Source organism: Marinimicrobium sp. C6131, assembly GCF_026153455.1.
Taxonomy (GTDB): Bacteria; Pseudomonadota; Gammaproteobacteria; order Pseudomonadales; family Cellvibrionaceae; genus Marinimicrobium.
On record NZ_CP110629.1, the window covers coordinates 3124796 to 3150664 of the forward strand.

Genomic DNA, 25869 nt, shown 5'->3' on the forward strand with positions numbered 1-25869 from the left:
AATGCTGAAGATTTTTTCTATTAAAAATGTTTAGATCAATTATCAACACGCCACGCGGTTGATCAAGCAAAGGCCCGGAAGGTCACCCCGTTTCGACCGGCGGCTTTGGTTTCATAGAGTGCCTGATCGGCGGCATTGACCAACTTGGTCGTTAGCACGCCGGGACCGGCATTGGCGGCAGTCACCCCGATACTCAGGGTCAGGGGTATCTCCACGCCCTCGACGGTCATCGGTCGAGCACTGACCCGTTCGACCAACCGCCGTGCCAGAAACTGTCCCATTTCCGCCGGGCACTGAGTGGCAAACACCAGAAACTCGTCACCCCCATAGCGCGCCACGACATCCTGCGGGCGCACTACACTGCGCAGTCGCTGTGCCACTTCGCGCAGAATTTCATCGCCGACAACATGACCGTACTGGTCATTGACCTGTTTGTAGTGGTCCACATCCACCAGCATCACACACACATCGGAGCCCAACCGCTGCGCCACCGCCAACTCCCGTTGCAAGAGTACGTCCATCCCCTGACGGTTCCAGGCCTTGGTCAGTGGGTCGATCAGGGCGTTCCGCCGGGCTTCATCCAGCTCCTCGAGCAACTGGGTCTGCTCCGCACTGAGCGCTTCCACCCGCAGTTCGTTCTCCACCCAGCCCGCCAGGCTACGCAGAATGTCTTTCTGCTCTTCATCCAGAGAGGCCGGTTCATAATCGACCAGGCACAAGGTGCCCACCAGCTGCCCCTGATATTGAATCGGCTGGCCCGCGTAAAAACGGACATGGGGGTCGTCGGTAACCGCCGGGTGATCGCGGAAGTCCGGATGCTCTCTGGCGTCTTCCACCAGCAGCAGTTCATCGTGGTTGATGGCGTGAGCGCAGAAGGCGATGTCGCGCGGAGTCTCCGACACCCCGACTCCCTGCGCGGACTTGAACCACTGCTTGTCCCGGGAAATCAGGGTCACCAGTGAAATGGGCACGTCAAACAATCTGCACGCCAGGCGGGTAATCCGGTCGAAACGCTCTTCTGCGGGCGAGTAAACCATCGCCAGAGCGTCAACGGCGGCTGTACGCTCAGCCTCATTGGCGGGAATGGCTGGTTTTTTCATGGAGAGACTGCCTTTGGGTTTTTGTCGGGTTACGCTTTGCTAACCCGACCTCTCATAACTCAGTCAAGTCCCTTTATTTAATCATTTTACCTGCCTGTTGGGCACACGAGTCTGCTGGCATTGCCTGAGTCGTTGACGCACATGCCGGTGGTACTCGTGTGTTTAGCCTGTGTGCCAGCTCGAAGGCCTCCCGGATGAACGTCCATGGGGTCAACCGAACCTCTCGCATCGGATGTCCGCCTGGCGGCATCAACTCAGTTACCTTGGGTATCGCGTTCCATGGATCATCCCGCGGGCTGCCTCTTGACTACTTAGGAGCCTCAAGACTGGGCTAGAGGTCGGATCGAAGGTCAGCCCGAAGGAAGACTCGTTGCCAGCGTGTTACGGCTGGATTAACTCATTGCTCGCTCCTGTTGCTCGTCTCTGTTCGTCCTCATCGGTCGACTCGGTGGTGCTTATGCCACTTCGGCCCGGGGTGGCTCGGCAAAGAGCTTGGCCGGATCGAACCGCTTGCCTTGAGCCACATGCCACAGCGCCTTGGCCAGCTTGCGCATCAGCGCGATGATCAGTTTGCCCTTGGGGCCTCGGTGTCGGGCCAGCTTGGCGTCATACCAGGCTCTGGCCGGGCCTGATTGACGTATCAGGCGAAGGGCGGCGAAGTACAGGTAGTGGCGCACCACCCCGGGCCCTCGCTTGGTCAGCTTCAGCTGCCCTTTGTGTTTGCCGCTGGAGCGCTCTTTGAGGTTCAGCCCCGCCGCTTTCAGATAGCTGGCCGCACGCGGGTAGTCATTGGCCGAACCCAGGGCACAGTAAAGCACCACCGCGCTGTTATGGCCCAGTGCCTCGGCCATCCAGGCCAGCTCCCGGGTGTGCTCGACGTGCTCGGACAGCGCTCGCTCCAGCTCGCGGGACTGCGCCCGTGTGTCCAGCATCTCCTGGGCCAGGGCCCGGATGAGTTCGTGTTCGGTCTCGACCACCGGCACGCCCAAGGTCGTGGCGGCACTGCGCAGCAGGCCTTCGCGCTTGGACGTCTTAAGCATGTGCCCACCGACTCGGCGCAGCAGTCGGTCCGCCTGCTCCGGCTGTGCCGTCACCCGAACCGGGTCGCCGTACTCGGCCAGCAGGTGCAGCAAGCTGGCGCTCTGCAATGTCAGCCAGCACAGCGCCTCCGGCCAGTGCCGGGCCAACAACGCTTCGAGCCGATTCAGTGCCCGCTGGTGGCGCTCCTGTACCTGCTCCAGCCGATTCAGTAAGGCTCGCAGAGCTCGACGCGCTTCACTCGGCTCGCGCCAGCGCTGACTGATGCCATCCAGGTGCAGCCGGCCGATCAGGTAAGCCGCCTTGGCGTCGTGCAGGCTCGGGACCCCGTCATACACTTCAGCGGCGTCGTGCACCCGCTTGGGGCTGACCCGGTAGATTTCGGCACCCAGAGCTCTCAACTGGTAGCGCAAGGCGTCGCCATAGGTACCGGTCGGCTCCATGACCGCCTCCAGGCGCTGAGCCTTGAGGTTCGCCAGTTCCCGCAGCAGGGCCGGGCTCTGTTGCGGATGCTCCCAGCGGATGGTCTTCAGAACCGTCCGGTCCGGCTTCATCAGCGCCACGTAGAAGTCCTTCTTGGCCACATCAATCGCCAGAATCAACCGCTCGCCCGCCGTCTGCTCACGCAGTTGATCCCAGTTCACCTTCTGGAAATTTTGGGCACGATAGTTATACTTGCGCATAAGGGGACACCTCCAATGCTCTCGGTTCTTCGCACCTTGCTGTTACAGCAAGTTACCGAGTTATGAGGGTCCCCTTTCTTTTTTCTACCTTATAACTGACTACTCTGAATTTACGGGACGGTTTGAGACTACAGAGCCGTCAACCGTTCTTACATCGTTAGCTTAACGGGTTAATGGGTGTTGTGCGAATCGTCGCGGGGCGTGAGGCGGTTCTTGGCCTCGATCCACTGGCTCATATACTGGGTGCTGCGGTGCTGATGATGGCGCAGCATGGTGCCGACGATATTGGCGCGCCGGTGTGTGGGAAGCGTCGAACGAAGCTGTTGCACCTGCGCCAGTAAACGCCCCTGAAACGCAAGCGCAGAAAAACGCCGCGCCAGGACGTATCCGGCCTGTTCATGAGCCTCACGCCACTGCGGGACATTCTGATACAGCGACAGGGCGGCCCGAACCAGAGTCTGCGTATCATTGGCCACCGCCCCCGGCCAGTCGGCTTCATCGGCCATGGCTTCGGCGCCAATTGAAGTGGTCACGCTCGGGGTACCGCAGGCCATCGCGTCCAGCAATTTCCCTTTCAGCCCGGCTCCGAATCGCAGTGGCGCCAGACAGACCCGCGCCCGGGCCATGACCCCGCGCGCATCTTCCGTCCAACCGAGCACCCGAAAACCCTGACGGGGATTGTTGAGCGCCGTCGCTTTCGGCGGCGGGTAAGCGCCGTACAGATGCAATTCGGCATCGGGCCGGGCGGCTCGGATGCGCGGCCACAGATCGTGTTTCAGCCACAGCACCGCATCCCAATTGGGCGCGTGTCGAAAATTGCCGATACTGACAAAGTGTTGTCGCGCTTCAAAAGGAAGGGGGTTCGGCTCGGGCGAGGCCCAGAGAGGCAGGTACATCAGCAACGGGGCCGGAACCTTGAAGGTCCCCGTCAGCAGTTGCATTTCAAACTCGGAAATCATCAGGCTCAGATCACTGCGATAAATCGCGGCCAACTCGCGCTGCAGCAGATCACTGTCCGCCATTTCAGGAAACAGTTCGTCCGGGCCGGCCAGCTCCGGGGCCACGGACTGACGCTCGGCTTCCGGGCCGGCGAGGGCCTGGCGACGTTTCAGCAATGCCTGCCGGGTGGCACGCAAGCTGTGCAGGTCCTCGGTATCAAGAATCCTCAATGCGTTTGGGCAGGTTCGCTCGACCCGCCAGCCGAACTGCTCTTCGGTCATGAAGCGATCGAACAACACCGCATCAGGCGCCTGTCCGGCAAGCCAGTGATCAAAGCTGTCCGCGTTAAGCGCCACCGACGCCTCGGCGATACCCCGTGCCGGAAGGTCCAACCGGTGCGGGGAGGGCAGGGCGGCGCTGGCAAAGGTGATTCGCCAGTCGGCTCGCTGAAACTCCTCCAGCAACTGCACCATGCGGGTACCCGCCGCCGAGGAGTTGGGTTCGGGCCAGACGCTGCCGAGGACAATCAGGTGAGGCATAGCAACACTTACAGTTTCCAGCCCAGTTTCAAAGCGCCGAAACGCTGTCGGGCACTGGCGTTTTTGTCGAGCGTACTGTTATTCACGAAACTGAAGGTCAGACTGAAGCGCTCCCAGGCGTAAGAGGCGCCGATGTAGCCCGCGTACTGATCGTGACGCAGATCACCACTCTGGCCCGAGCGCAGGCCGCCGCCACTGACAAAGATCTGGTTGTACACATATTCCGCGCCGCCACCGATATACACACTCCAGCCACCGTCAATGGCCATCGGTGTGCTGACCCGTCCGACAATCTGGGCCGCGGTACCGAAGCTGCGATCCAGACGCGTTCCATAGCGCAGAATGATGGCCGCCCCGGCAGCGCTCTCCAGGTTACCCAGCGAACCCGAGCCCACCAACAGCAGATCCGCATGGGGCTCCTCGGTCGGTGCCGGACCAAAGCGCCAGACCCGGGTGCGCTCAACCTGCCCGACCGGTTCGTCTTTGACCTGGTAGTCCCAGCCGCGGGGCTTGGTCGCGCCCACCATCTTGTGCACGGCTCGCTGCACTTCGTCCGCCCCGGAGGAGGGACCGACAATGCCCACCGTGACGCCGAGCGTATCGGCCACATCGTCCCCGATCACGGTATAGGCCGCCCGCAGTTGCAGGAGGCCGGCGTAGGGCGCGTCATTGGGGTCTGGCACCGGCTTTTCGATTTCCTTCGGGGTCAACATGGCCTGGCCGATGGTGAACTCAGTGACCTGCAATTCACCGTAGGGATCGGGCAACAACCAGCCCTCGAACGGCCCAATCAAAAACGGAACGTCGTAGCGCTCCCGTGCCGTTTCAGCCAAATCAAACCAGGAGACATAGAGACCATTGGTGTAACCGCCGCCATCGGTGCCGGCAAACAGATCGTTGTGCCAGACGCCGGTAATCCAGTCCATGTCGGCGTGCGCAGGCAGGGTCAATAACGCTGAGACGGCGCCGGCCATCAGCTTGGGTACAGGCATGCTACCACTCCACAGAAGCCGATCTGAAAGCCGTCGGCGAGTTCATCGTTCACAGTGAGGTACGCAGGTTGCGGCGGGCTGGATGCGCCGCCAACACCGAAGCGCCAGGGAGGCTAGCACAGGCCGGGGTCACCTTACCGTTAAAAAGTGTTAACGGGTAGTCTCAGTGCAGAGGTTCATCCGGACGTTCATTGGCGATATAGACTTTATAATGTTCCCGATAGTCTTCCAGATCCGCGGCCAACTGCTCGCGGAACTGGCCGCTCAAAAACGACAGAGCCGAAGGAATTTCATCGGTGTACTCCTTGCGATCCAGTGATGAGGTCGCCACCACAAAGGCACTGAAACGGGAGCAGGCCTGGAGCAGGGCGGCGGATACCAGCGCCGGGTCGCCGGCCTGATCCACCGCCTGATTGGCGTTTTCAATAAATTCGTCCACCAGGTTCCAGAAGGTGTCTTCATCGTGAGGTTGGTTCATTCAAAGCTCCGTCGCGATCAATCTCTACACCCTGACGCCGCGCTCTCCAGGCCGACCAGCGCTCGCCAAAGCGATCCGCCGCCAGGTACAGGGTGGGCACCAGTATCAGGGTTACCGTGGTGGCAAAGAGTACCCCAAAGGCCAGGGAAATGACCATCGGAATCAGGAATCGGGCCTGTACGCTCTGTTCCGCCATGATCGGCATCAGGCCGATAAAGGTGGTGACCGAGGTGAGCACAATGGCCCGGAAACGGTCCCGCCCGGCCTGAAGCACCGCCTCCAGCACCGCCAGGCCCTGATGGCGCAGGCTGTTGATCCGGTCCAGCAGGACCAGGTTGTCATTCACCACCACCCCGGCACAGGCGATAAATCCGAGCATGGACAGCATGCTGATTTCCCGGTCCATCACCAGATGGCCGATGACCGCACCCATAAAGCCAAACGGAATGGCGGTCAGGATGATCACCGGTTGCCAATAAGAGCGGAAGTTGACCGCCATGATGCCGTAGATCAGGAGCACCGCCAGGACAAAGTTCTTGCTCATCGAGCTCATGAAGTCCGCCTGGTCCTGCATATTGCCATCGGGAGACAGAGTCAGCCCCGGGAATCGCTGCTGCCACTCGGGCAGGTGTTGGCGCAACAGCTCCGCGACAATGGCGTTGGCGTCTTCACCCTCTTCGACGCTGGCGCTGATACCGATGGTGCGTTTGCGATCACGGCGCTCAATGGTGGAGTAGCCGGGCACAAAGTCGATGCGGGCCACCTCGAGCAGGGGAATCTGGGTGCCATCGGCCAGACGGATGCGCATCCGGTCCAGTTGGGAAATATGCGCGCGCTCCTCCTGCGGGTAGCGCACCAGAACCCGCACATCCTCAATGCCCCGGGGGATGCGTTGCACTTCGGCGCCGTAAAACGCCTGACGCACCTGCTCGGCCACCTGACCGAGGGTCACACCCAGAGACTCCGCCGCCGGACGCAACTCGATATTGATTTCCTGGCGGGCCTTCTCGATGGTGTTTTCCACGTCATACACCCCCGGAAACTGGGCCAGTACCCGACTGACCGCTTCGGCGGCCTCGCGCTGGGCATCCAGATCGTTATCGGCGATGCTCAGGTTCAGGTTGATATCGTCCCCGGCGGCATTGATGGTGAAGTCCAACCGGAATTCCTTGGCCTCCGGAATCTCACCGATCAGCTCCCGCCAGCGGCGGCTCACCTCCGGGCTGCCGATGTCCCGCTCCTCGGCGCCGACCAGGCCCACCGACACATAGACGTTTTCGCCCCAGGCCCAGGTCTGGATGCCTTCAATGAGGTCTTCTTCACTCCCGCCGGTCAGTTCCTCATCCTGATCCAACCGCAGGGCCGCCGACTCGACCTGACGCATGATGCGGGTGGTTTCATGGAACGGCGTGCCCTCGGGCAGGGTCACCCGCGCTTCCAGATAATCCGAGGGCACCATGGGCATAAAACTCACGATCAACCAACCGCCGATAAACACCCCCAGGGACAGCAAAAACGCCACCGCAAACCCCGCCAGGGTGGCCAGCTTGTGCTCCAGCATCCGGGTGAGGTAACGCAGATACACCCGGTCGGCGAACCAGTCCAGACTGTCCGCCACTTTCTGGCGGGCGTGGGTCAGTTTGCGCAGCAACGGGTTGCGACTTTCCCGCTCCGGTTTCAGGTGGGAGAGGTGAGAGGGCAGAATCAGCAGGCTCTCAATCAGGGAGAACAGCAGGCACAGAATCACCACCACCGGGATGGCGAAAGTGACGGTGCCCATGGCGCCGGGGACGGCCATCATGGGGGCAAAAAAGATCATGGTACTGATCACCGCCAGAAACACCGGGGTAGCGACCATTTTTGCACCGCTGGCCGCGCTGGACGTGCCCTTGAGACCATGCTGATGGCGGGTGTAAATACTCTCACCTACAATAATGGCATCGTCCACTACAATCCCCAGAACCAGCAGAAAAGCGAATAGGGAGATCATATTCACGCTCACCCCGACGTAGGGCAGCAACCAGATCGCACCGGCAAACGCGGTGGCGATACCCACGCAGACCCAGGCCGCCAACACCGGGCGCAGGAACAGCATCAGCACCACAAACACCAGCAGCAGGCCGGTAATGGCGTTTTCCAGCAGCAGGTTCAACCGGCTCTCATACAGGGTCGACATATCCCGCCAGACTTCCAGGGTCATCCCCGCCGGCAGAATGTCCCGGGTCCGCTCAATATAGGCTTCCACCTCCCGAGCGGAGGCGACGATGTCCGGGTTCTCGGTAATCGACAGGTCCAGAAAGACCGCCGGTTTGCCGTTGAACTGAGCGAATACGCTCCAGTCATCAAAGCCGTCCCGAATCTCGGCCACATCCCTGAGCATCACCTGGGTGCCATCCGCGGCGGTGATCACCGGGATTTTGCCGAAATCCTCGGCGGTGTAGGCCTGGTTCCGAGTCTGAATCTGGATATCTCCGCCGTGGGCGCGAATCACCCCGGCGGGCACATTCAGGGACGAGCCGGCAATGGCATTAGACACATCCGAAAAGCTCAGGCCATAGCGACGCAGGCTGGCTTCGGACACCTCGATACCCATCTCATAGGGGCGGGTGCCGTTGAGCTCCACATGGCTGACCCCATCCAGCAGTGTCAACTCATTGCGCACCCGCCAGCCGGTTTCCTTCAGGGCCGCCTCACTGACGTCCCCGGACAGCGCCAGGCTCATCAGAAAACTGCGCCCGACAATCTGCCGGGTCACCGGGCGCTCGACGTCACCCGGGAAGGTACTGATGGCATCCACTTGGGTCTTGATGTCGTTCAGCACCCGCTGGGGGTCATAGCCTTCCACCACTTCGGCCCGCACCGAGCCCCAGCCCTGGTTGGAGGTGGAGGTGATTTCCTCGATGCCGTCGATATCGGCGATGGCCTCCTCGATCCGGATGGCCACCTGTTCTTCCACTTCCGAAGGCCCGGCCCCGGGGTAGTTCATGGAGACTTCAATGAAGTTGAGCGATACCGTCGGGAAGACTTCTTTATCCAGTTTGCTGGTGCTCACTAACGCGCCGATGAAGATCAACACCATCAGGAGGTTGGCGGCCACCCGGTTCTCGACAAACCACTGAATCAACCGGTTCATACGCCGCCCTCAGCCTCCGGCTCCGCCGGCGCGTCTTCGTCTTCCGCAGGTTCGGGGGTTGGCTCCTCCTCACCGGCAATCCGGACCGCCACGCCCGGGCTGACATAGCCCTGGCGGTCGATGATCACCGGCTCGCCGTCGCGCAGACTCCCCTTGACCCAGATTCGTTCCCCGTCAATGGTCAGTACCCGCACCTGCTTTTCCACCACCTCGCCGTCATCGCTGACACTGTACAGCCGGTCGCGCTGAAACACGGCGGTGATCGGTAAAGAAACGATATCGGTCAGCGGCTTGCCTTCAATCTCGGCGGTCACAAAGGAACCCATCAGCAGCGGCGCGCCATGGCGCTCAGTGTTGAAGGGCTCCGGCAGTTCCGCCACGGCGTAGAGCATGCGCGACTGCGGGTCCAGGCTGGCCTCGGTGCGCACCAGGCGGGCCGACCACTGGTGGTCTTCGCCCAAGGCTCGCCCGTGCAGGGTCACCGACGGCTGGGCCGCTTGGGTCAGTTCATCACCAAACGGCAGGTTGAGCAGTGCCGCCTGAGCATCGGTCAAGGGCAGGCGCACCTGGGCGAGGGTGTCTTCATAAACGTCCGCCACGGGCGTGCCCGGCCCGATAAACTGCCCCTGATCGGCCATGGTCTGTCGGATGCGACCATCGAAGGGCGCGCGTACCTCGGTGCGCTCCAGGTCTAACTGGGCCTGGTCCCGCGCCGCCCGGGCGGAGGCCACCGCCGCCTCGGCCGCGGCAATCTGGGGCTGGCGCAGAAACAGCGCATTGGCCTCGGCATTGCCCAGATCCCGCCACTCGCGTTCGGCCTGACGGGCCCGGCCGCGCTCTTCGGCCAGCACTCGCTCCGCCTCACGTAGCTGGGCCTCGGCCTGGGCAAGCGCATTCTGGTAATCACGCGAATCCAGCCGAACCAGCCAGTCGCCTCTCTTGAACCGCCCTCCGGCCACAAAGGATGGCGCCGATTTGACAATCTGGCCACCGACCTGGCTCACCAGTTGGATGTCCCGACGTGGCGTCACGGTACCCTGTGCCTCCACGGTCAGAGCCCGGCTCTGCAGTTGAACCCGCTCTACCTGCACCACGGGTTTGGGCGGTTCCGGTTCCGGGCGGGGCTCGGGGCGGGGTTTCAAATTGAGCAACGCCATAAAACCGGCCACGCCCAGTACCAGAATAATCAATGTCAGCGGCGTTCGCCGCAACCAACCTCGTTGTTCCAAACCGCTCTCCTTTATTCCGTATTGATCGCGCACCGGAGTGAGCGCCACCGGATGGGCGGCGCTCCTCTGTCACGGACATTAACGCCCTTTGGTACGCTCCGACTCAATCAGCCGTTCCCGCTGGCGCTGGTATTCTGACTCGTCCAACGCGCCCGCCTCAAAGGCCCGTTTCAGGTCCACCAGTTCCTGTCCCAGGGTCGGCGGGTGGATGGTTTCGTGTGTGCCACCGTGGATGGAACAGGCGCCCAGCGCCAGCGCCATGACCAATACGGCCGAGATACCCCATTTGCTGCTCATAGTGTCATTCCTCGTTAATGTTTTCATCACCAATGTGTCCTTGTTGAACACGGTACCGCTTACAACTCATACCGGTAATTACGCAGCCAGATAGCACCGACGGTAAAGCCCGCCGCCACTACCAGACCCGCCCAGAACGCCGGTTCGCTCAGCGTCTCGCCCCACTGGCTTAGCCAGGCTTCGGGTTGTGCCTGGGCCCGCACCAGCCCCTCGAATGACCGATGGGTGGGCACCCAGACCGCCTGCCACAGTTCCACACTGCGCAGTATCCACAGCTCCAGCACCATGGCCACCGCCGGTACCCCAAAGGCCACCAGAAACGGGGATTTTTTGGCGTAAGCGGACGCAAGCATCAACCAGGCCCACACGGGCAGGAACCAGAGGGAGAACTGCAACCATCCGGACACCAGCGCCAGGCTGTGGCCCAGAAAAGTCCCGATCAGGCTGCCCATATCCGGTAAGTCCACGCCCAGTTGCCAGCTGATATAACCCAGCAACATCAGCAGATGCAGCAGGCCCACCAGCAGCGAGGCGCCGATAAAGATTCCCGGCCCCACCAGCGCACCGAACGCCAGCTTGGTCAGCACCACCCGGGTTTCCGACACCGGCAGGGACTTCCAGAACAGAATGCTTTTATCCCGCCGGTCCGCATACAGGCTACCCAGCAGGTAGACCTGACTGACCAGAAGCAGCGTCAGAATAAAGGGGATGGCAATCGCCGCCAGCGCCGCCCGCAGCACCTGGGGATGGGTGCTGAACAGATCTCCGGACATCAGCGCGCCCACCAGATCCGCGCCGTCTTCAAACTTCTGCAGGTTTTCAGGCGCGCCGCGCAGCTCGTTAAGCGCCGCATTCAGTTCGATATTGCCGGTGATCATGCCCATGACCATCAGCGCGGCGATCACCGCCGCCACCCACAGGGGCGTGCGCAGGAAGGTACCCCGGGATTCCCAGAATTCGCGCTGGCATTGCATCCACACCGGACGCCATTGAGTCAGGTTCATCAGGCGGCCCTCCCCGGTTGTACCCGTTCCAGCTTGGCGACAAACAGATCCGCCAGCCCCGGGGCTTTCACCTCGCCCAAGGGTGCCAATCGCTCAGCGCTGACCCCCTCAAAAATCAGACACTCACCGCCCAACATGGAACGCTGGTGAATCGGACCCAACGCCTGGGCCTCCGCCAGCCGGTCGCCAGTGACCCGCAGCTCGACAAAGTCCTGCTCCAGTGCCTCCATGGAGGTATTCAGGCGCAACTCGCCATCGCCGATGAACACCACGTCGGTCAGCAGATGCTCGATCTCCTCCACCTGATGGGTGGTGACCAGAATGGTTTTCTGTTCGTCGAAGTAGTCGTTCAGCAGGCTGGTGTAGAACTGCTTGCGATAGAGGATATCCAGCCCGAGGGTGGGTTCATCCAGCACCAGCAACTGGCTGTCGATGGCCATGATCAGCGCCAGATGCAGCTGGGTGACCATGCCTTTGGACAGCTCTTTTACCAGTGAGCGACGCTCGATGCCGGTTTTCGCCAGAAAGCCCTCGGCCTTGGTCCGGTCGAACCGGGGATGCACCCCGGCCATGTAGTCCAGCGCCTCACTGACCTTGAGCCAGCCGGGCAGAATGGCGGTATCGGCAATAAACGACACCCGCTCCATCAGGGCGGTGCGCTGGCGCTGGGGGTCCAGCCCCAGCACCCGCAGATGCCCATCCACCCGGGCCAGACCGAGAATGCCCTTGAGCAGGGTGGTTTTACCCGCGCCATTGGGACCGATCAGGCCCATGATCCGGCCCGGCTCCAGGGTCAGGTCGATGCCTTTCAATACCGTTTTGGGCCCGTAGGCCTTGCGCACACCATGCGCTTCAATCACCGCTGTCATGCCTTATCCTCCCGTTGATAATCGGCCAGAGCGCGCTGCAGCGCCTCGCCCTCAATGCCCAGACGACGCGCCCGTGCCACCACCTCGGGCAGCTCCTGCTCCAGGAACTGCTTTCGCTCGCGCGCGAGTAAGTGCTCACGCGCACCGGCCAGAACAAACATCCCCAGGCCCCGCCGCTTCTCCACCAGCCCCTCATCCACCAGGGCCTGGTAGGCTTTGGCCACGGTGAGGTGGTTGATCTGATAGTCCGCCGAGAGCTGCCGCACCGAGGGCAGGGCATCCCCCTCGGCGATCTCCCCCTGCAATATCAACCGCACCACCCGCTCATAGAGCTGGCGGTAGATGGGTTGGTCGTCATTCCAGATATCGGCCACAATGGCCCCCTTGGTGAACTGGTGTTATACATAACTATAACACCAAATCGCAACTTCACAAGTACATTTGAGCATCACGACCGGGCCGGGAAGGGGTAGACCTTTTCAAGACACGCCGTAAACCCATCCCTGGGGGCTCGCCTCGCGGAGTCCCTCCGCTTACGGTCTTGAAAAGGTCTACCCCTCCCCGTCCCTCAGTGCCAACCGGAAAGTTGTTTGGTGCGGGTGCTAGTTCCCGAAACGTTATGTTGCCGCCGCGGAGGCTGGGTAACCCCTTGTGAGACCGTCGCCTGCCTGGACGGCAGGCGATCGAGCCTACAGGGACGTATTTACGGCGTGTCTCACAAGGGGTTACCCAGGCGGAGCACTCTCTTCGAAGTCCCTAAAATCAGAAACCCGATCTAGCCGCTCTCACAAAAATTTCCCAAAAACAAGACTGGTCTACTGGAGCCAATTGCGGATAATGAGCGGCCTTGGCAATTTGTTTAACCGAACCCTCAGGTCAGCGCATGAACAGCATCTCCCAACGCATCGCCGAAGAACTCAACTGCCGCGAACAACAAGTCGCCGCCGCCGTCGCCCTGCTCGACGAAGGCGCCACCGTGCCCTTCATCTCCCGCTACCGGAAAGAAGTCACCGGCGGGCTGGACGACACCCAGATGCGTAACCTCGAGGAGCGCCTGCGCTACCTGCGGGAACTCGAAGACCGCCGTGAAGCCATTCTCAAGAGCATCGCCGAGCAGGAAAAGCTGACTCCCGAGCTCGAGCGGGACATCAAAGCCTCGGACACCAAGACCCGACTGGAAGATCTCTACCTACCCTACAAGCCCAAGCGCCGCACCAAAGGCCAAATCGCCATCGAGGCGGGCCTGGAGCCGCTGGCCGAGACGCTGCTGGGGGACCCGAGCCTGGACCCCGAAGCGGAAGCCGCCAAGTACCTGAACCCCGAACACAAAATCGACGACCCCAAGGCCGCGCTGGATGGCGCCAAGTACATCCTGATGGAGCGCTTCAGCGAGGACGCCGAGCTGCTCGGCAAGCTGCGCCACTTCCTCAAAAATGAAGCTAACCTGAGCGCCCGGGTGGCGCCGGGTAAAGACGCCGATCAGTCTCAGGAAGTGCAGAAGTTTCGGGATTATTTTGAACACGATGAGCCGCTCAAGAGCGTGCCGTCCCACCGCGCGCTGGCCATGTTCCGGGGTCGCAACGAAGGCATTCTCAACCTGTCTCTGACCCTGGGCGATAAGGAACCCGAGCGCACCGAAGCCCACCCCTGCGAGGCCATGGTGGCCGATCACTGGCAGATTCGTGACCAGGGCCGGGCCGGGGACAAGTGGCTGGGCGAGGTGGTGCGCTGGACCTGGCGGGTCAAGCTGCTGACCCATCTGGAAACCGATCTGCTCAGCGAGCTGCGGGAAGTCGCCGAGGAGGCTGCGATCAAGGTGTTTGCCGCCAATATGAAGGACCTTCTGCTGGCGGCGCCCGCTGGGCAGAAAGCCACCATCGGCCTGGACCCGGGCCTGCGCACCGGGGTGAAAGTGGCGGTGGTCGACCCCACCGGCAAGGTGGTGGACCACGGCGCCATTTTTCCCACCGCACCGCAGTTCAAGGTGGCGGAAGCCGAAGCGGTGATCGTCGCCCTGTGCAAAAAACACGATGTGGAACTGATTGCGATCGGCAACGGCACCGCCTCCCGGGAAACCGAAAAATTCGTTCAGGAAGTGCTCAAGAAACACAAAGACCTGAAGGCCAAGAGCGTGATGGTGAACGAGTCCGGTGCCTCGGTGTACTCGGCCTCCGAGTTTGCCGCCAAGGAGTTCCCGGATCTGGACGTCACCATTCGCGGAGCCATTTCCATCGCCCGTCGTCTGCAGGACCCGCTGGCGGAATTGGTGAAAATCGACCCGAAATCCATTGGTGTCGGCCAGTACCAGCACGATGTATCCCAGACCCAGCTCGCCCGGGAGCTGGACGCCGTGGTGGAAGACTGTGTAAACGCCGTGGGCGTGGAAGTGAACACCGCCTCGGCGCCGCTGCTGGCCCGCGTGTCCGGTCTGAACCAGACCCTGGCCAACAATATCGTGGAATTCCGCAACGCCAATGGGGTGATCCGCTCGCGCAGCGAACTGAAAAAAGTGCCGCGTCTTGGGGAGAAAACCTTTGAGCAGGCGGCGGGCTTTTTGCGCATCGCCGGCAGCGACAACCCGCTGGACGCCTCCGGCGTGCACCCGGAAGCCTACAGCGTGGTGGAGAAGATCGCCCAGATCAACGCCCGCGAAGTGAAGGGCCTGATCGGCGACTCGGCGTTTCTGCGCAGCCTGAAAGCGGCGGAGTACACCGACGACAAATTCGGGGTGCCGACAGTCACCGATATCATCCGCGAGCTGGACAAACCCGGCCGCGACCCCCGTCCGGAATTCAAAACCGCCCAGTTCCAGGAAGGTGTGGACACCATCAAAGACCTGGAGCCGGGCATGATTCTGGAAGGCTCGGTGACCAACGTCACCAACTTCGGCGCCTTTATCGATATCGGCGTCCACCAAGACGGGCTGGTGCACATCTCCGCGCTGTCCAATACCTTCGTGAAGGACCCACGGGAAGTGGTCAAGGCCGGCGATGTGGTGAAAGTCAAAGTGATGGAAGTGGACGTGCCGCGCAAACGCATCGGCCTGTCCATGCGCCTGGACGATGAGCCGGGTGAGAAAACCGAAGGCCCCAAAGGCGGCCCACGTCGCGCCCAGAAAACAAACGGTGGCCAAAGCCGTCAGGGCAATCGCGGCGGTCAGGGTGCCGGCATGGGTAGTATGGGCGCCTTGTTGCAGGAAGCGTTGAAGAAAAAGTAACTAGGTTTCGTCCCTACCGGAACGGAACGACAGGCCTGCCGTTCCGGTAGGATGACAGGGGTTTCTTCCTCCAGAGCGAGTCCGCCTGCCCCGCACAACCGGGAAACTTTATGCCTAGACCGGGCATCAGCGCTCATGCGCTGCTTCGGATAGCATTTTCCTGACAGGTGACAGTAAGTATTCAACCACGGATCTAGAGCCTGTTCTTATCTCCGCTGACACTTGCATCCCTGGCCTTAAATCAAACTGTATACCTTGCTTTTCCAGCTTCTGACTTTCGAGTGTAAGAATTGCCTTGTATCCGAACTGACTGGGTGTTGATGTACCATCACGATTTTGGCCATTTATGGAATCTGCACTAATATTTTCAACAGTAGCGTTAATCATTCCATAACGCTGAAATGAATAGGTCGATAATTTAATCTTCACATTCTGCCCCGCCTCGACAAAACCAATATCCTTGTTGTCGATAAAAACTTCAGCTTTTAACGGCTCGTTTTAATGCGCTCTGAAGGAGGTCATTTTTCTCAGCCTGGGTATCACCTTCGTATCTTTGACTTAGTGCGGTTTCTATTTGTTGTAGATATTCTTGTTCATGCTCGTTTTCTGAGTTCACATCAAACCCAAAAGCCTTTAGCACTTCATCTCGTACAGATCCGACTGTCAAATCAAAGCCAACACCAATAGTCGGGATTCCTTGCGAGTCTACATAGGGCAGCTCCTTTGCATCCCCATTCTCTTCCACATCCACCAGGATATTAAACCGGCGATCACTGTATTCGGTTTCGCTTAACTCTGTAAAGTTACTGATCATTTTGTAATCTCCTTATCTAATATACTGGTAGGTGCATATGGGATGGTTGCTAAAACCGAACTTACCTCTTGGAGCGAAAGTTTTGTAGACATACAACTTTTCTTGTGATTCTTTCTTTTTTAAGCCCCTCCAGGACGAAAGATACGAATTTCCTTTATATAAAAATACATCAAAGGTGTATCTCGTTATCCTTTCAAAATCTTCGTTTATATCATCGGCACTCTCTGTTAGTACATATAAATGAGGGTCAGGAGCATTATAGTCATAGTATTTGTTTTCCCCACATTCAGAATCTTTCAGCATTAATAGAGTTTCTATACTCCCATCATTATCTATATCGACCTTTGAGGCCCACAAAATAGTTCTATTGTTTGCTAGATCTTCAAGCTCCTCTTTTCTTTGGATCCACTTTTCATAGCGTTTTTGTCCTTCATAAGACCCTCCCTCATTTCTAGAGAAAATTTTCTTTATTATATTCCACGGAATATCGTCTTTTTGATAGGGAATCCAGTTTGGCTCTTCCACACCGAACTGGGAATTGTACTGTCGACTACATACCATAGGTCCACTATCTTTGTAACTGTTTAAGCTCTTTAGAAGATCCTCACAAAGGTTGTCATAGACAACCCCATTAACGACCACGTCTCTCTTCCTAACTATTTCGTACCGTTGATCATTTCTATTTGATGATCGGTTCACGTCGGTAAAATTATCTTTTTCCGCGCTCAAAGCTCTACTATTTGGTTCAAACTCGCTTTGATCAGAAGAGTAACCGCAGGCACTAGCGGAAACTAGTATAAGTAGAAGAACGTTTCTGCTTAAAATATTCATATCTTACCCGCATTATTCAGCCGTATTGTGCGTTTCTACGCCACTCTAGGCCAGATTTATCCCCAGTTTTATGCTGCCGTCGGCGCTGGTGCTTCCTTTAAGGACATCCAAGCTCCCCCCGCCTGTGAAGCCATCTTTTTTTCTTCTCCCCAAAGAACGTCATTGCCTTTGACGCCTTTCAGGTCAGAGCCACTGTTACTTCTAACCAGAAGATCGTTCTCGTCACAGCCGGACATGGTCGGAACGCCGTCACCGGAGCCTTGGGAGTCTCCCTCGTTGTCCAGGCGGTCTACCCAAATGTTCTGAAAATCAATGGTCTCTGTCAGGCTTTCGTCCAGGCTGGTGACGTACTCTTCCATTAAATAGCCCGTGGCGGGAGACAGCGCCTCTTCCAACGTCGGGATATCGGTACCCGGAGAATAGTCTTCATTGGCTTCCGCAATCATATTCCGGTTGCCATTGCTCCCATCCGGGTTTACACCATAGCGGGATTCATAGTCGAGAATATCGTCTCGCCGCCGATTGAACATTCTATATACTTGGCGAGCTTGATCATTAGTGATTGTCTCAGCGTCCACACCTTCATCGTATAAACCAAAGATGTGACTTTCATGATATCGTCTTTTGGCTATACCAGCGTCATCTCCACCGTTGCTGGCATACCTAATCTCGTACCATGCTTCTGCCCGATTCCCCTCATCTAAAGCACTTGAAAGCCCGGGGCCTATCAGAGTATAGTTTGTGTAGACCAATGAGGTGAGTGCCACTAACTCATGAGTCTCCGATAAATTGGTAAATATTTCAGCGGCTCTTTCCGGATTCAGGTGTCGAGCCAATTGATCCTCAATAGCGTTTTCCGCTCTCTCCCTTTCAGCATCAAATAAACTGTTCGCTTCATCTTCATCAACAGTTAAATCAAATTCATAGTCATCCATTATCTCTTCGGCTGTAGTTTCTGTATCTCCATTTAAAGCCGACGCTATTTGGTCCAGAATCAACTGATCACCCAATGACAAAGTCACGCCCAGCGATTCGAGATCATCCTCCAATGTACTTTTAACAACCCAATTATCACCATTATCTATTATTAACGCGTAACCGTATCCAATAGTAGGGATATGGTTAACACCGTCGTCATATACCGTGCGCTCAAATCCTTCGCCCTCGGTAATCACTGACCTGACTTCATCTTCATAGTTCTGTATATCTCTATAGTTTATAGTCATCACAAATTCATCCTTCATTTATGTGTTGTGCAGAGCAGATATTCTTACCAATAGACATATTATGCAAATCAAAAAGCCTAATTAGGTACGTATTTTTCGAACCTATATTTGCTATCAAAAGTAGGTATTTTTCTCCCCTGTAATCAATAATACTGCTTTTTCTTATTGCGTCATCTTCACTAACTAATGGTGACGAACTTTCATTAACTGAATCCTTTTTTTTACAACTATCAACTTCCACTTCGTAGAACGTGCCCGAATAAACAAATACTTTCTTCAGGCCTTCCCTGCGACCCTCACTAACGTATCCAATTTGTCTCTCTGAAAGCCGATATTTAGGTCCGGTATAGAAAATTATCGAATTACTATTAGGACTATCCCAGACTGCATACTCATCCTTTGAGTAGAAAAATTTTCCCGAAGAAATTCGTGAAGAGTCGCCACCTCCGGTTTTAACGTTTTTGTGTTCCTCATTTACGGTGAAGTCATTTTTATCGCATTTCCCAATATACTTTTGGATATTCACGTTACCCCAATCATCTGCTTCAACAACTGGAGGGACAATACGGATTGACTTCTTACTATTAGTTAGATCGCTGATAAAGTCATTACATATATCGCCATGCCTCATATACGATGGAATCTTCCACTTTAAAGACGACAACAATTGAATCATTTCATCGACTTCATTGTCTTCGGAGTCAATACCGTGCGAATGCTTCAAACTTCTTGATTCATTCGCCGAACACCCAAAAGACGTGAGTGCCATAAAAATAAGTATCAATAAAGATTTCTTCATGATGGTTCGTGCTCCAAATTTGAACTGCGGGGTGTTTTAACTTGATCCTTTCTAGCCACGGCTAGATGGCACTCAGCCTGGCTTCCAAGCGTTACCACTTTATCCACCATTAGTCCTTTAGGCAGTTGGTGCGTAATAAACAGCAAAGTTACTTTTCCCCGTAGTTTATTAACGGTTTTTGCAAATTGTTCAGCCGTGACCTGATCAAGAGCGCTAGTGGCTTCATCAAATATCAAGACGCCCGGACGTTTAAGCAATGCGCGAGCAATGGCCAGTCGCTGTTTCTGGCCTCCCGATAGGCCAACACCACGCTCACCCAGTTCGGTTTGGTAGCCCTTTGGAAGCTGCTCGATAACCTCATGAATTTCCGCCATTCGACAAGCCTGAGTGATCTGTTCAAAAGTAGCGCCCGGGTTTGCGACTATGAGATTTTCATGTACCGTGCCAGAGAATAGCTGAGTCTCCTGAGGTACTACACCAAAGTATTGCCGCAGCTCGTTGGCTGCGAGGTGCCTGACATCCCGGCCGTCGATTTTTATCCGTCCATCAGACGGACGATAGAAACCCTGAAGTAATTTGGCCAATGTACTTTTACCAGAGCCCGAGGGCCCCATAATTGCAACGGCACTACCTGACTCTACAGTTAGATCCAGTTTCTGGTACAAGTAGGGAAGGTCTACACCGTACCGAAAGCTTAGGGATTGACACTCAATATGACCTTTGTCGGATTGGGTCCGGACCGGAGTAACTGCATAGGGCTCAGCCGGGGCGTCCATTACATCGCCCAGTCGTTTGACGGCGATGTTTGCCTGTTGGAATTGTTGCCAGAGGCCCACCATACGCAGCATTGGCTGAGAGAGGCGGCTGGCGAACATCTGGAAAGCGACGAGCATGCCTATCGTCAATGTATCGGTGGTCATTACCAGCCAGGCACCTACGCAAAGCACTGCGAGCGTCTGAAACTGTTCGAGCGTATTCGCGGCAACGTTGTAGGTATTGGACAAACTGCGTGACTTAAAGCTCGCCTGCAGGTAAGTAGATAAGAATCCACCAAACCGCTGGCGCAACTGAGGCTCCATTTGAAGTGACTTCACTGTCTCCATGCTGTTGATGTACTCGGTGAGGAACGCCTGATTTCGGGCGCCGTGTTGAAACTGTTTATTCAAGCGTTCGCGCAAGGTGGGAGTAATCGCCAGACTCAACACACTGATCGCAAGGATCACGGAAAGCACAATCAAGGTAAGCTGCCAACTGTAGTAAAACATTATGGCCAGGAATATAAAGAGGAAAGGCAGATCCAGAATAAGGGTAACCGCCGCACCCGTTATGAACTCCCGGATAGTTTCCATTCCCTGAATACGGGCTACCAAGGTCCCGGTCGGACGATGTTCGAAGTACTTAAGCGGTAGGTTGAATAAGTGACTGAATACATGGCTTCCCAGTATTGCGTCTATGCGGTTACCTGTGTGCAGCACCAAATATTGTCGCACCCAAGTCATCGCTGCGGTAAAAATCATAAACATACAGAGTGCAACACTAATAACAATCAAGGTATTGATGGTATGGTGGACGATTACTTTGTCGATGATCACCTGAGTAAATATGGGCGTGGCTAGGGCGATGATCTGGATCGCAAGTGACGCCAGCAACACGTCACGCCAGATGGGCTTGTACTTGACCAATTCCGGGATAAACCAGCGGTAGCCAAATTTCTTGGCCTGGCTGTCCAGTTCGTCTTGCTTTGGCTCCTCTTCCACAACAATGCAGGAGAATTTCCGGGTAGCTGCGCGGGGGGTTGGGTGCGGTGCGCGACTTTGGTAGCCATAGCGGGGCTTGCAGTAAATCGTACCCATAACGACCAATCGTCTTTTGGGCTCTCGATAGGTCTCTAAGTATGAAAATGACTTCGCAGTCCGATTTTCGTAGTGCATCCGCTAGCGGCAGGAGTCTGTTTATATGGCCCAGATCAGCTCCGAGCTCCCAGACAATTACGACCTTTTTCATTTTATCCCTTAATTTTTATTCATTCCTATTGTTCGATCCCGACCTTCTTCTGAGCAGGGGTTCTGCCGACTGAACAAAGCTTCAGGCTTATAAATAGGCTATCAGCAATTAGCTGGCTTGTCACCGGTACCCTAACCCAATGTTGGCCTTTAAAAGTCGACCGGGAAAATGCCAATCAGTCACAGTCTTCCGCCGAAAGACCGTTGATCCAATCGCGCAACAGCGCTTCGCCGTCTTCATCCACTCGATTGCTGCCGATCGGTGGCATCTGGTCGGCGTGGTCGCGCAGTGCCATGCGGCCGACCAGAACCGAGGCATCGGCATCGCCCGGGTCCAGGCGCAGCGCTTCCTCATCGCTGTTCTGAGCGGTGACGTTACAGAGATTCATGTCCGCCAGAACGGTGGTATGGCGCAAATCCATATCCAGGTTGGTGGGCCCGTCCGGTCGATGACACTGGGCACAGTTGGTGTGCAGGTAGGCTCGCGCCCGGTCTTCCAGATCCGCCGTTTCGTCATGGGGGTCCGCCAGTTCCGGACGCGCTGGCGCCTGTGCCAGCACGCCGATGGTATGCAGGGTGTCGAGCTGGTGGCCTTCGCGCCCCGTGCTCGGGTAGGTGAAGTCGCCGTTGAGCTGGGCACTTTCCAGCCCCAGGGTGCGGCCCGCCGCCCGGGTGTGGCACTCCAGGCACTGACTGCCGCTGGGATAGATCCAGTCCTGCCCCTGGCGCTCCACCACCTGACCGCCGTCGACCCTTTCGGCGTCGGTGCCATCCTCATTCCAGGCGTAGGTGTAACCCGCCCAGCGCTCGTCCGTGTGGTGCATAAACAGACGGGTTTCAATCAACGCGTCGGCCAGGTAGAAATTTTTCACCACCACGCTGCCCGGCGGCAGTTCCCAATCCTGCTCACTATCGATCTCAATGGTTTCTCCCTCCGGCAGGGCCAGCCAGCGCTGTTTGTCCGCGCCGTCGGACCAGAAGGGCGCCTTGACGGTGTAGGGGATCAGGCCCTCGGCGGGCTCCCGGGGATCGTCCGGATCGACGCAGCCGGTCTCGGACAGCCACTGCGGCATCGGCTCGCCTTCCTCGTCGCCGGAGGGCACCACCTGATACAGGCCGCCGCTGTAATCCGCCAGGTAGACTTCCCCCGCCCGGTCCTGGGCGAAGGAGGCGATATTGAGGCCGGTTTGCTCATCCAGGCGCTCGATCTCACGCAGGCCATCCTCGCCAGTCTCATCGGTGAGAGCGTAAAACCGGCCGGTGATATAGTCTCCGAACAGATAGCGCCCCCGCAGAGAGGGGACGGCGTCGCCCCGATACACCACCCCGCCGGTAATGGAGCGGAACTCCGGTTGGGGCACTTCCGCCACCGGGTCGATCAATCCGCCGGTCTCGCAGTCGTCGGCGTTGTAACAGTGAGCGCCCTCGCGGATATTCCAGCCGTAGTTGCCGCCCCGGCGGATGCGATTGACTTCCTCCCATTCGCCTTGGCCGACATCGGCCAGCCAGAGATCGCCGGTGGCCCGGTCGAAGGACCAGCGCCAGGGGTTGCGCAAGCCCCAGGCGTAAAGCTCCGGGCAATCACCACCGGTGGCCTGCTTGTCCTCCATTTGCGCCTCCGAGTCACAGAGAAAGCCCACCTGGTCGGCAAAGGGGTTGTCTTCCGGTATGGCGTAGGGCGCTTCGCCATCCACGTCGATACGGATGACACTGCCCCAGAGGTTGGCGGTGTTCTGAGCCCGATCCTGCGGATCGCCGGCGCTGCCGCCATCGCCAATGCTCAGGTACAGGTAGCCCGCCTGGTCAAACCCCAGGTGACCGCCGAAGTGGTTTTCATAGGGTGCCGGAAAAGACAGCAGCACCTCAGCGGAATCCGGATCCAGGGCCGTGCCCTCATCATTGACCCGATAGCGCACCAGTTGGTTGACGCAGCAGTCATCCTGGATCGGTTCCTCGGTATCCCGGGAGACCTGGTAGTAAAGAAAAACGTCGCCGTTATCCGCATAGTCGGGGTGGAAGGCCATGGAGAGCAATCCGGATTCACCGGAGCCTGCGCTGTTGTCCACCCGGTCGCGCAGGTCGGCAAATTCATCGGCGTCAGTCACCTCCGGGTCGTTATCGAACGCGACAATCCGCCCGGCCTGCTCCAACACAAACCATCGGCTATCGTCGTCCGGCGCCTGCAACAGGGCCACCGGCTGATTGAAAGACAGCTCGGGATAGACCCGCTCGAGTGCCACTCCGCCGCCGGCGGGCGATTCGCCGGCCAGGCATTGTTCGTTGACCGGACGTTCGTCCAGCCCGCTGCGCTCCGGGTCGGTGGAGGAGGCACTGGACTGACTGGAGGTGCTACTGGACTGGCTGGACGCGTTACTCGCACTGCTGCTGGCGCCGCCGGAGCCCCCGGAACCACCGCAGGCCGTCAGGAACAGGGTTGCCATGATCAACGATGCCGGGAAGCGCATGGGTGTCTCCTTCAGTCGGGAAGTCGCCCTCTGACTCTAGCACCGGACCGGACACCATGCCGTGCGACAATTCATAGTCCCTGAATTCCATCCCTGAAAGCCGTCAGGATACCTTATGAGGACCACCCTGGAAGCTGCAAAAAAATCAGCGTTCACGAGCCGCCGATTCTGAGGCGCCTGGTTTTAGTGTTTACAGTGGGCGCGTGTGGTGTGCGCCGGATTACGGCGGATGCGGGCTTCGCCCTTATGCCGCCCTACGCAACCGTCGACGTTTCCATAAACCACCGGAATCGGTGTTCGTACCAGTGGTGTGGATCCGTTTTGCGTTTAACGAAGCCGGTGTGACCACCGTTTTTGGCAAGCTCCAGATAAAGATGCGGACTGTCTTTGGCCAGATCAACAGGCAGCTGATCGTTATCGATAAACGGGTCGTCCTCGGCGGTGAGAATGTAGGTCGGAACGGTGATGTTTTTCAGGTGCGGCAGGGACGAGGCGTGTTGCCGATAGTGTTTTGAGCTTTCGAAGCCGTGCATGGGGGCGAACAGACGATCCTCAATCTGGTCTACCGTCTTACACTCACGCACCCACTCCAGATCCACTTCTCGTCCGAAATCGATGTAGTCGGTCTTACGTTCGAATTTATCCAACAATGAACGCACAAAATGGCGCTGGTACAACCAGTTGTTCAGAGGCTTGGTCATGGCCTCATGAAACGAGTCCAGTTCCAGCGGTGGCGATAATAAAAAGGCGCCTTTGACGACCGGGTTTACCTCCGGGCTGTCCTTCCCCAGATAATTCGCCGTGATGGTACCGCCCAGACTGACGCTGACCAGATAGATCTGGCGATAATGTTGGCTGTAGTGGTTTACCAGCGCCTTTAAATCCTGATAGTCATGGCCGAGGTAAAACCAGCGGGTGTGGTTGAGCCGTTTTCCGCAGGAGCGCATGCTCCAGTTCAAGGTATGACAACCCCAGCCGGACACTGTGTGGGCGAAACTCAGCAAAGGCCCATCTTTGGCATGACTTTCCAGTCCGTGGGTAAAGATCACCAGGGTGTCACTCTCGCCCGGCCGATACCAGAACAGTTCCAGCTCGTCTCCATCATCGGTGGTAAATTGATCCGGCTCAGGTCTTTGCGTCGGCCGGTGCCGGAACAGACGCAGGGACAGGGTCTGCAGATGACCATTGCGAAACAGCAGAGGAGAACGGTATTCAGATTCAATCACAGGCATAGCTCGGCGCCTCACTGAGTGGTATCGGTCGAGTGTTGGATTCGGGAGCGAAAGGCCGATCGACGACACAACGGTTGGCAAACGCGACGAAGCAATCGATCCAGATGATCGATCCAGTAATAGATAGGTACAGTGCGGGTGTAACAGTGTGCGGGAATCAACGGTTCCAGCGCTTTGTGTAACTGCGGCAACTTTGACCAATGAAGACCACACTTATGGTGATGTGCCGTGTGGTATCCGATATTACCGGTGAGGATGTTCAGCCACTTGGAGTCCACCACATTGCGGCTGGCCGCCATGGGGTCTTCCAGATCGAGCTCAAGGTGGTGGTAATAGGTGGCGCGCATGGTCACGATCAGCGACGCCAGCATCGGCAGCCAGAACACAAACAGGGCCGGCAGCGGCCGGTAGGTCGTCAGTGCCAACAAAATGGCGAGGCTGACCGACAATTCCAGAAGGTACTTCCGCAACAATTTGGGTCGCCGACGCCCAATGGCGATCGCCCGCGGATAGGTCAGAAAAATTCCCTCGGCAATATAACGCCAAACGCTGATGGTCTGACCATCGGCTTGCCAGCGCGAGGTGTCTTGCGCTTGATCAAGATAGTGCCGGTGATGACCGTGAATGTGATGCAGGGTCCAGGTGCTGGCAAGCATCCCGGTCTGAAAACCGTAGGCAATTTCCAGCAGGCGATTCAGCCAGGGGTTGTGAAAGGTTCGACAGTGATGGTGATTGTGATTCCATACGCAGACATTGGTTTTCGGAAAGATGCCCAACAAGAACCACACCGTCAGCCAACCGATGCTGTCCACGGTGGCATAGACCCAAAGGTCCAGCAGGAAATACAACAGAATGATACCGACCGGAAGGCGGTCCTGAGCGTAGCGGAACGCACTCATCGACACCCCCGGGGATCTGGGCGTTGTATCGAGGGCAGTGCGGGCAAAAGCGGGTTGGCTCGGGAAATAATCGGTATTGAAA

Annotated in this window: 21 protein-coding genes; 1 reads left to right on the plus strand and 20 read right to left on the minus strand. The window is 57.5% G+C overall.

The annotated features are described in order from the left end of the window. Positions 1–62: 62 nt before the first annotated feature. From OOT55_RS13390 to OOT55_RS13440, 11 genes are all read right to left on the minus strand, one after another. The gene (locus tag OOT55_RS13390; protein WP_265366354.1) at positions 63–1100 is read right to left on the minus strand and encodes a sensor domain-containing diguanylate cyclase; all 1038 of its coding nucleotides are present in this window, start codon (positions 1098–1100) and stop codon (positions 63–65) included. Positions 1101–1555: 455 nt separating this feature from the next. Beyond that, positions 1556–2821, minus strand: coding sequence for an IS110 family transposase (locus OOT55_RS13395; RefSeq protein WP_265365638.1), 1266 nt, complete (start codon positions 2819–2821; stop codon positions 1556–1558). Between the two features lie 170 nt (positions 2822–2991). Beyond that, on the minus strand, positions 2992–4299 hold the full coding sequence (locus OOT55_RS13400) for a glycosyltransferase (protein WP_265366355.1): 1308 nt from the start codon (positions 4297–4299) through the stop codon (positions 2992–2994). Between the two features lie 8 nt (positions 4300–4307). Continuing rightward, entirely contained in the window at positions 4308–5291 is a 984-nt protein-coding gene (locus OOT55_RS13405; protein WP_265366356.1) for a lipid A deacylase LpxR family protein, read from the minus strand. A 163-nt stretch (positions 5292–5454) separates the two neighbouring features. Next, positions 5455–5769, minus strand: coding sequence for a DUF3144 domain-containing protein (locus OOT55_RS13410; protein ID WP_265366357.1), 315 nt, complete (start codon positions 5767–5769; stop codon positions 5455–5457). Further along, positions 5750–8902, minus strand: coding sequence for an efflux RND transporter permease subunit (locus OOT55_RS13415; RefSeq protein WP_265366358.1), 3153 nt, complete (start codon positions 8900–8902; stop codon positions 5750–5752). Before OOT55_RS13415 ends, OOT55_RS13410 begins: the two co-directional genes overlap by 20 nt. Beyond that, positions 8899–10131 (minus strand): efflux RND transporter periplasmic adaptor subunit, encoded by a 1233-nt coding sequence (locus tag OOT55_RS13420; RefSeq protein ID WP_265366359.1) that lies wholly within the window; start codon positions 10129–10131, stop codon positions 8899–8901. Before OOT55_RS13420 ends, OOT55_RS13415 begins: the two co-directional genes overlap by 4 nt. A gap of 78 nt (positions 10132–10209) precedes the next feature. After that, positions 10210–10428: a hypothetical protein gene (locus tag OOT55_RS13425; RefSeq protein WP_265366360.1), complete on the minus strand. Its 219-nt coding sequence runs from the start codon at positions 10426–10428 to the stop codon at positions 10210–10212. 59 nt (positions 10429–10487) lie between these two features. Further along, a complete protein-coding gene (locus tag OOT55_RS13430) occupies positions 10488–11432 on the minus strand; it encodes a hypothetical protein (RefSeq protein WP_265366361.1) in 945 nt (314 codons plus the stop codon). After that, positions 11432–12301 (minus strand): ABC transporter ATP-binding protein, encoded by an 870-nt coding sequence (locus OOT55_RS13435; RefSeq protein WP_265366362.1) that lies wholly within the window; start codon positions 12299–12301, stop codon positions 11432–11434. The genes OOT55_RS13430 and OOT55_RS13435 overlap by 1 nt, the downstream gene beginning before the upstream one ends. After that, positions 12298–12675 (minus strand): GntR family transcriptional regulator, encoded by a 378-nt coding sequence (locus OOT55_RS13440; RefSeq protein WP_265366363.1) that lies wholly within the window; start codon positions 12673–12675, stop codon positions 12298–12300. Before OOT55_RS13440 ends, OOT55_RS13435 begins: the two co-directional genes overlap by 4 nt. A 509-nt stretch (positions 12676–13184) precedes the next feature. On the opposite strand from OOT55_RS13440, the gene OOT55_RS13445 reads away from it, so the two are divergent. Further along, positions 13185–15518: a Tex family protein gene (locus OOT55_RS13445; protein WP_265366364.1), complete on the plus strand. Its 2334-nt coding sequence runs from the start codon at positions 13185–13187 to the stop codon at positions 15516–15518. Positions 15519–15644: 126 nt separating this feature from the next. On the opposite strand, the gene OOT55_RS13450 is transcribed toward OOT55_RS13445, so the two are convergent. The 9 genes from OOT55_RS13450 to OOT55_RS13490 all read right to left on the minus strand — a co-directional run bounded on the left by OOT55_RS13450 (position 15645) and on the right by OOT55_RS13490 (position 25787). Then, positions 15645–15989: an HlyD family efflux transporter periplasmic adaptor subunit gene (locus OOT55_RS13450; RefSeq protein ID WP_322113841.1), complete on the minus strand. Its 345-nt coding sequence runs from the start codon at positions 15987–15989 to the stop codon at positions 15645–15647. Positions 15990–15996: 7 nt separating this feature from the next. Continuing rightward, positions 15997–16332 (minus strand): hypothetical protein, encoded by a 336-nt coding sequence (locus tag OOT55_RS13455; protein ID WP_265366365.1) that lies wholly within the window; start codon positions 16330–16332, stop codon positions 15997–15999. Between the two features lie 12 nt (positions 16333–16344). Further along, entirely contained in the window at positions 16345–17163 is an 819-nt protein-coding gene (locus OOT55_RS13460; RefSeq protein WP_265366366.1) for a hypothetical protein, read from the minus strand. Positions 17164–17231: 68 nt separating this feature from the next. After that, positions 17232–18392, minus strand: a complete 1161-nt coding sequence (locus OOT55_RS13465) for a hypothetical protein (protein WP_265366367.1) — start codon at positions 18390–18392, stop codon at positions 17232–17234. Between the two features lie 4 nt (positions 18393–18396). Continuing rightward, positions 18397–19188: a hypothetical protein gene (locus OOT55_RS13470; RefSeq protein ID WP_265366368.1), complete on the minus strand. Its 792-nt coding sequence runs from the start codon at positions 19186–19188 to the stop codon at positions 18397–18399. Beyond that, positions 19185–21041, minus strand: coding sequence for a peptidase domain-containing ABC transporter (locus OOT55_RS13475; RefSeq protein ID WP_265366369.1), 1857 nt, complete (start codon positions 21039–21041; stop codon positions 19185–19187). The genes OOT55_RS13470 and OOT55_RS13475 overlap by 4 nt, the downstream gene beginning before the upstream one ends. Before the next feature lie 326 nt (positions 21042–21367). After that, positions 21368–23656, minus strand: a complete 2289-nt coding sequence (locus tag OOT55_RS13480) for a PQQ-dependent sugar dehydrogenase (RefSeq protein WP_265366370.1) — start codon at positions 23654–23656, stop codon at positions 21368–21370. Positions 23657–23910: 254 nt separating this feature from the next. Further along, positions 23911–24888 carry a YheT family hydrolase gene (locus OOT55_RS13485; RefSeq protein ID WP_265366371.1) on the minus strand — a complete coding sequence of 326 codons (978 nt, stop codon included), beginning with the start codon at positions 24886–24888 and terminating at the stop codon, positions 23911–23913. 11 nt (positions 24889–24899) lie between these two features. Further along, positions 24900–25787 (minus strand): fatty acid desaturase, encoded by an 888-nt coding sequence (locus OOT55_RS13490; RefSeq protein WP_265366372.1) that lies wholly within the window; start codon positions 25785–25787, stop codon positions 24900–24902. Between the last annotated feature and the right edge of the window lie 82 nt (positions 25788–25869).

Excerpts from the sequence above, each read along its gene's own strand:
- OOT55_RS13390 (WP_265366354.1), bottom strand. The coding sequence starts at position 1,100 with ATGAAAAAACCAGCCATTCCCGCCAATGAGGCTGAGCGTACAGCCGCC.
- OOT55_RS13395 (WP_265365638.1), bottom strand. The coding sequence starts at position 2,821 with ATGCGCAAGTATAACTATCGTGCCCAAAATTTCCAGAAGGTGAACTGG.
- OOT55_RS13400 (WP_265366355.1), bottom strand. The coding sequence starts at position 4,299 with ATGCCTCACCTGATTGTCCTCGGCAGCGTCTGGCCCGAACCCAACTCC.
- OOT55_RS13405 (WP_265366356.1), bottom strand. The coding sequence starts at position 5,291 with ATGCCTGTACCCAAGCTGATGGCCGGCGCCGTCTCAGCGTTATTGACC.
- OOT55_RS13410 (WP_265366357.1), bottom strand. The coding sequence starts at position 5,769 with ATGAACCAACCTCACGATGAAGACACCTTCTGGAACCTGGTGGACGAA.
- OOT55_RS13415 (WP_265366358.1), bottom strand. The coding sequence starts at position 8,902 with ATGAACCGGTTGATTCAGTGGTTTGTCGAGAACCGGGTGGCCGCCAAC.
- OOT55_RS13425 (WP_265366360.1), bottom strand. The coding sequence starts at position 10,428 with ATGAGCAGCAAATGGGGTATCTCGGCCGTATTGGTCATGGCGCTGGCG.
- OOT55_RS13430 (WP_265366361.1), bottom strand. The coding sequence starts at position 11,432 with ATGAACCTGACTCAATGGCGTCCGGTGTGGATGCAATGCCAGCGCGAA.
- OOT55_RS13435 (WP_265366362.1), bottom strand. The coding sequence starts at position 12,301 with ATGACAGCGGTGATTGAAGCGCATGGTGTGCGCAAGGCCTACGGGCCC.
- OOT55_RS13445 (WP_265366364.1), top strand. The coding sequence starts at position 13,185 with ATGAACAGCATCTCCCAACGCATCGCCGAAGAACTCAACTGCCGCGAA.
- OOT55_RS13455 (WP_265366365.1), bottom strand. The coding sequence starts at position 16,332 with ATGATCAGTAACTTTACAGAGTTAAGCGAAACCGAATACAGTGATCGC.
- OOT55_RS13460 (WP_265366366.1), bottom strand. The coding sequence starts at position 17,163 with ATGAATATTTTAAGCAGAAACGTTCTTCTACTTATACTAGTTTCCGCT.
- OOT55_RS13470 (WP_265366368.1), bottom strand. The coding sequence starts at position 19,188 with ATGAAGAAATCTTTATTGATACTTATTTTTATGGCACTCACGTCTTTT.
- OOT55_RS13475 (WP_265366369.1), bottom strand. The coding sequence starts at position 21,041 with ATGGGTACGATTTACTGCAAGCCCCGCTATGGCTACCAAAGTCGCGCA.
- OOT55_RS13480 (WP_265366370.1), bottom strand. The coding sequence starts at position 23,656 with ATGCGCTTCCCGGCATCGTTGATCATGGCAACCCTGTTCCTGACGGCC.
- OOT55_RS13485 (WP_265366371.1), bottom strand. The coding sequence starts at position 24,888 with ATGCCTGTGATTGAATCTGAATACCGTTCTCCTCTGCTGTTTCGCAAT.
- OOT55_RS13490 (WP_265366372.1), bottom strand. The coding sequence starts at position 25,787 with ATGAGTGCGTTCCGCTACGCTCAGGACCGCCTTCCGGTCGGTATCATT.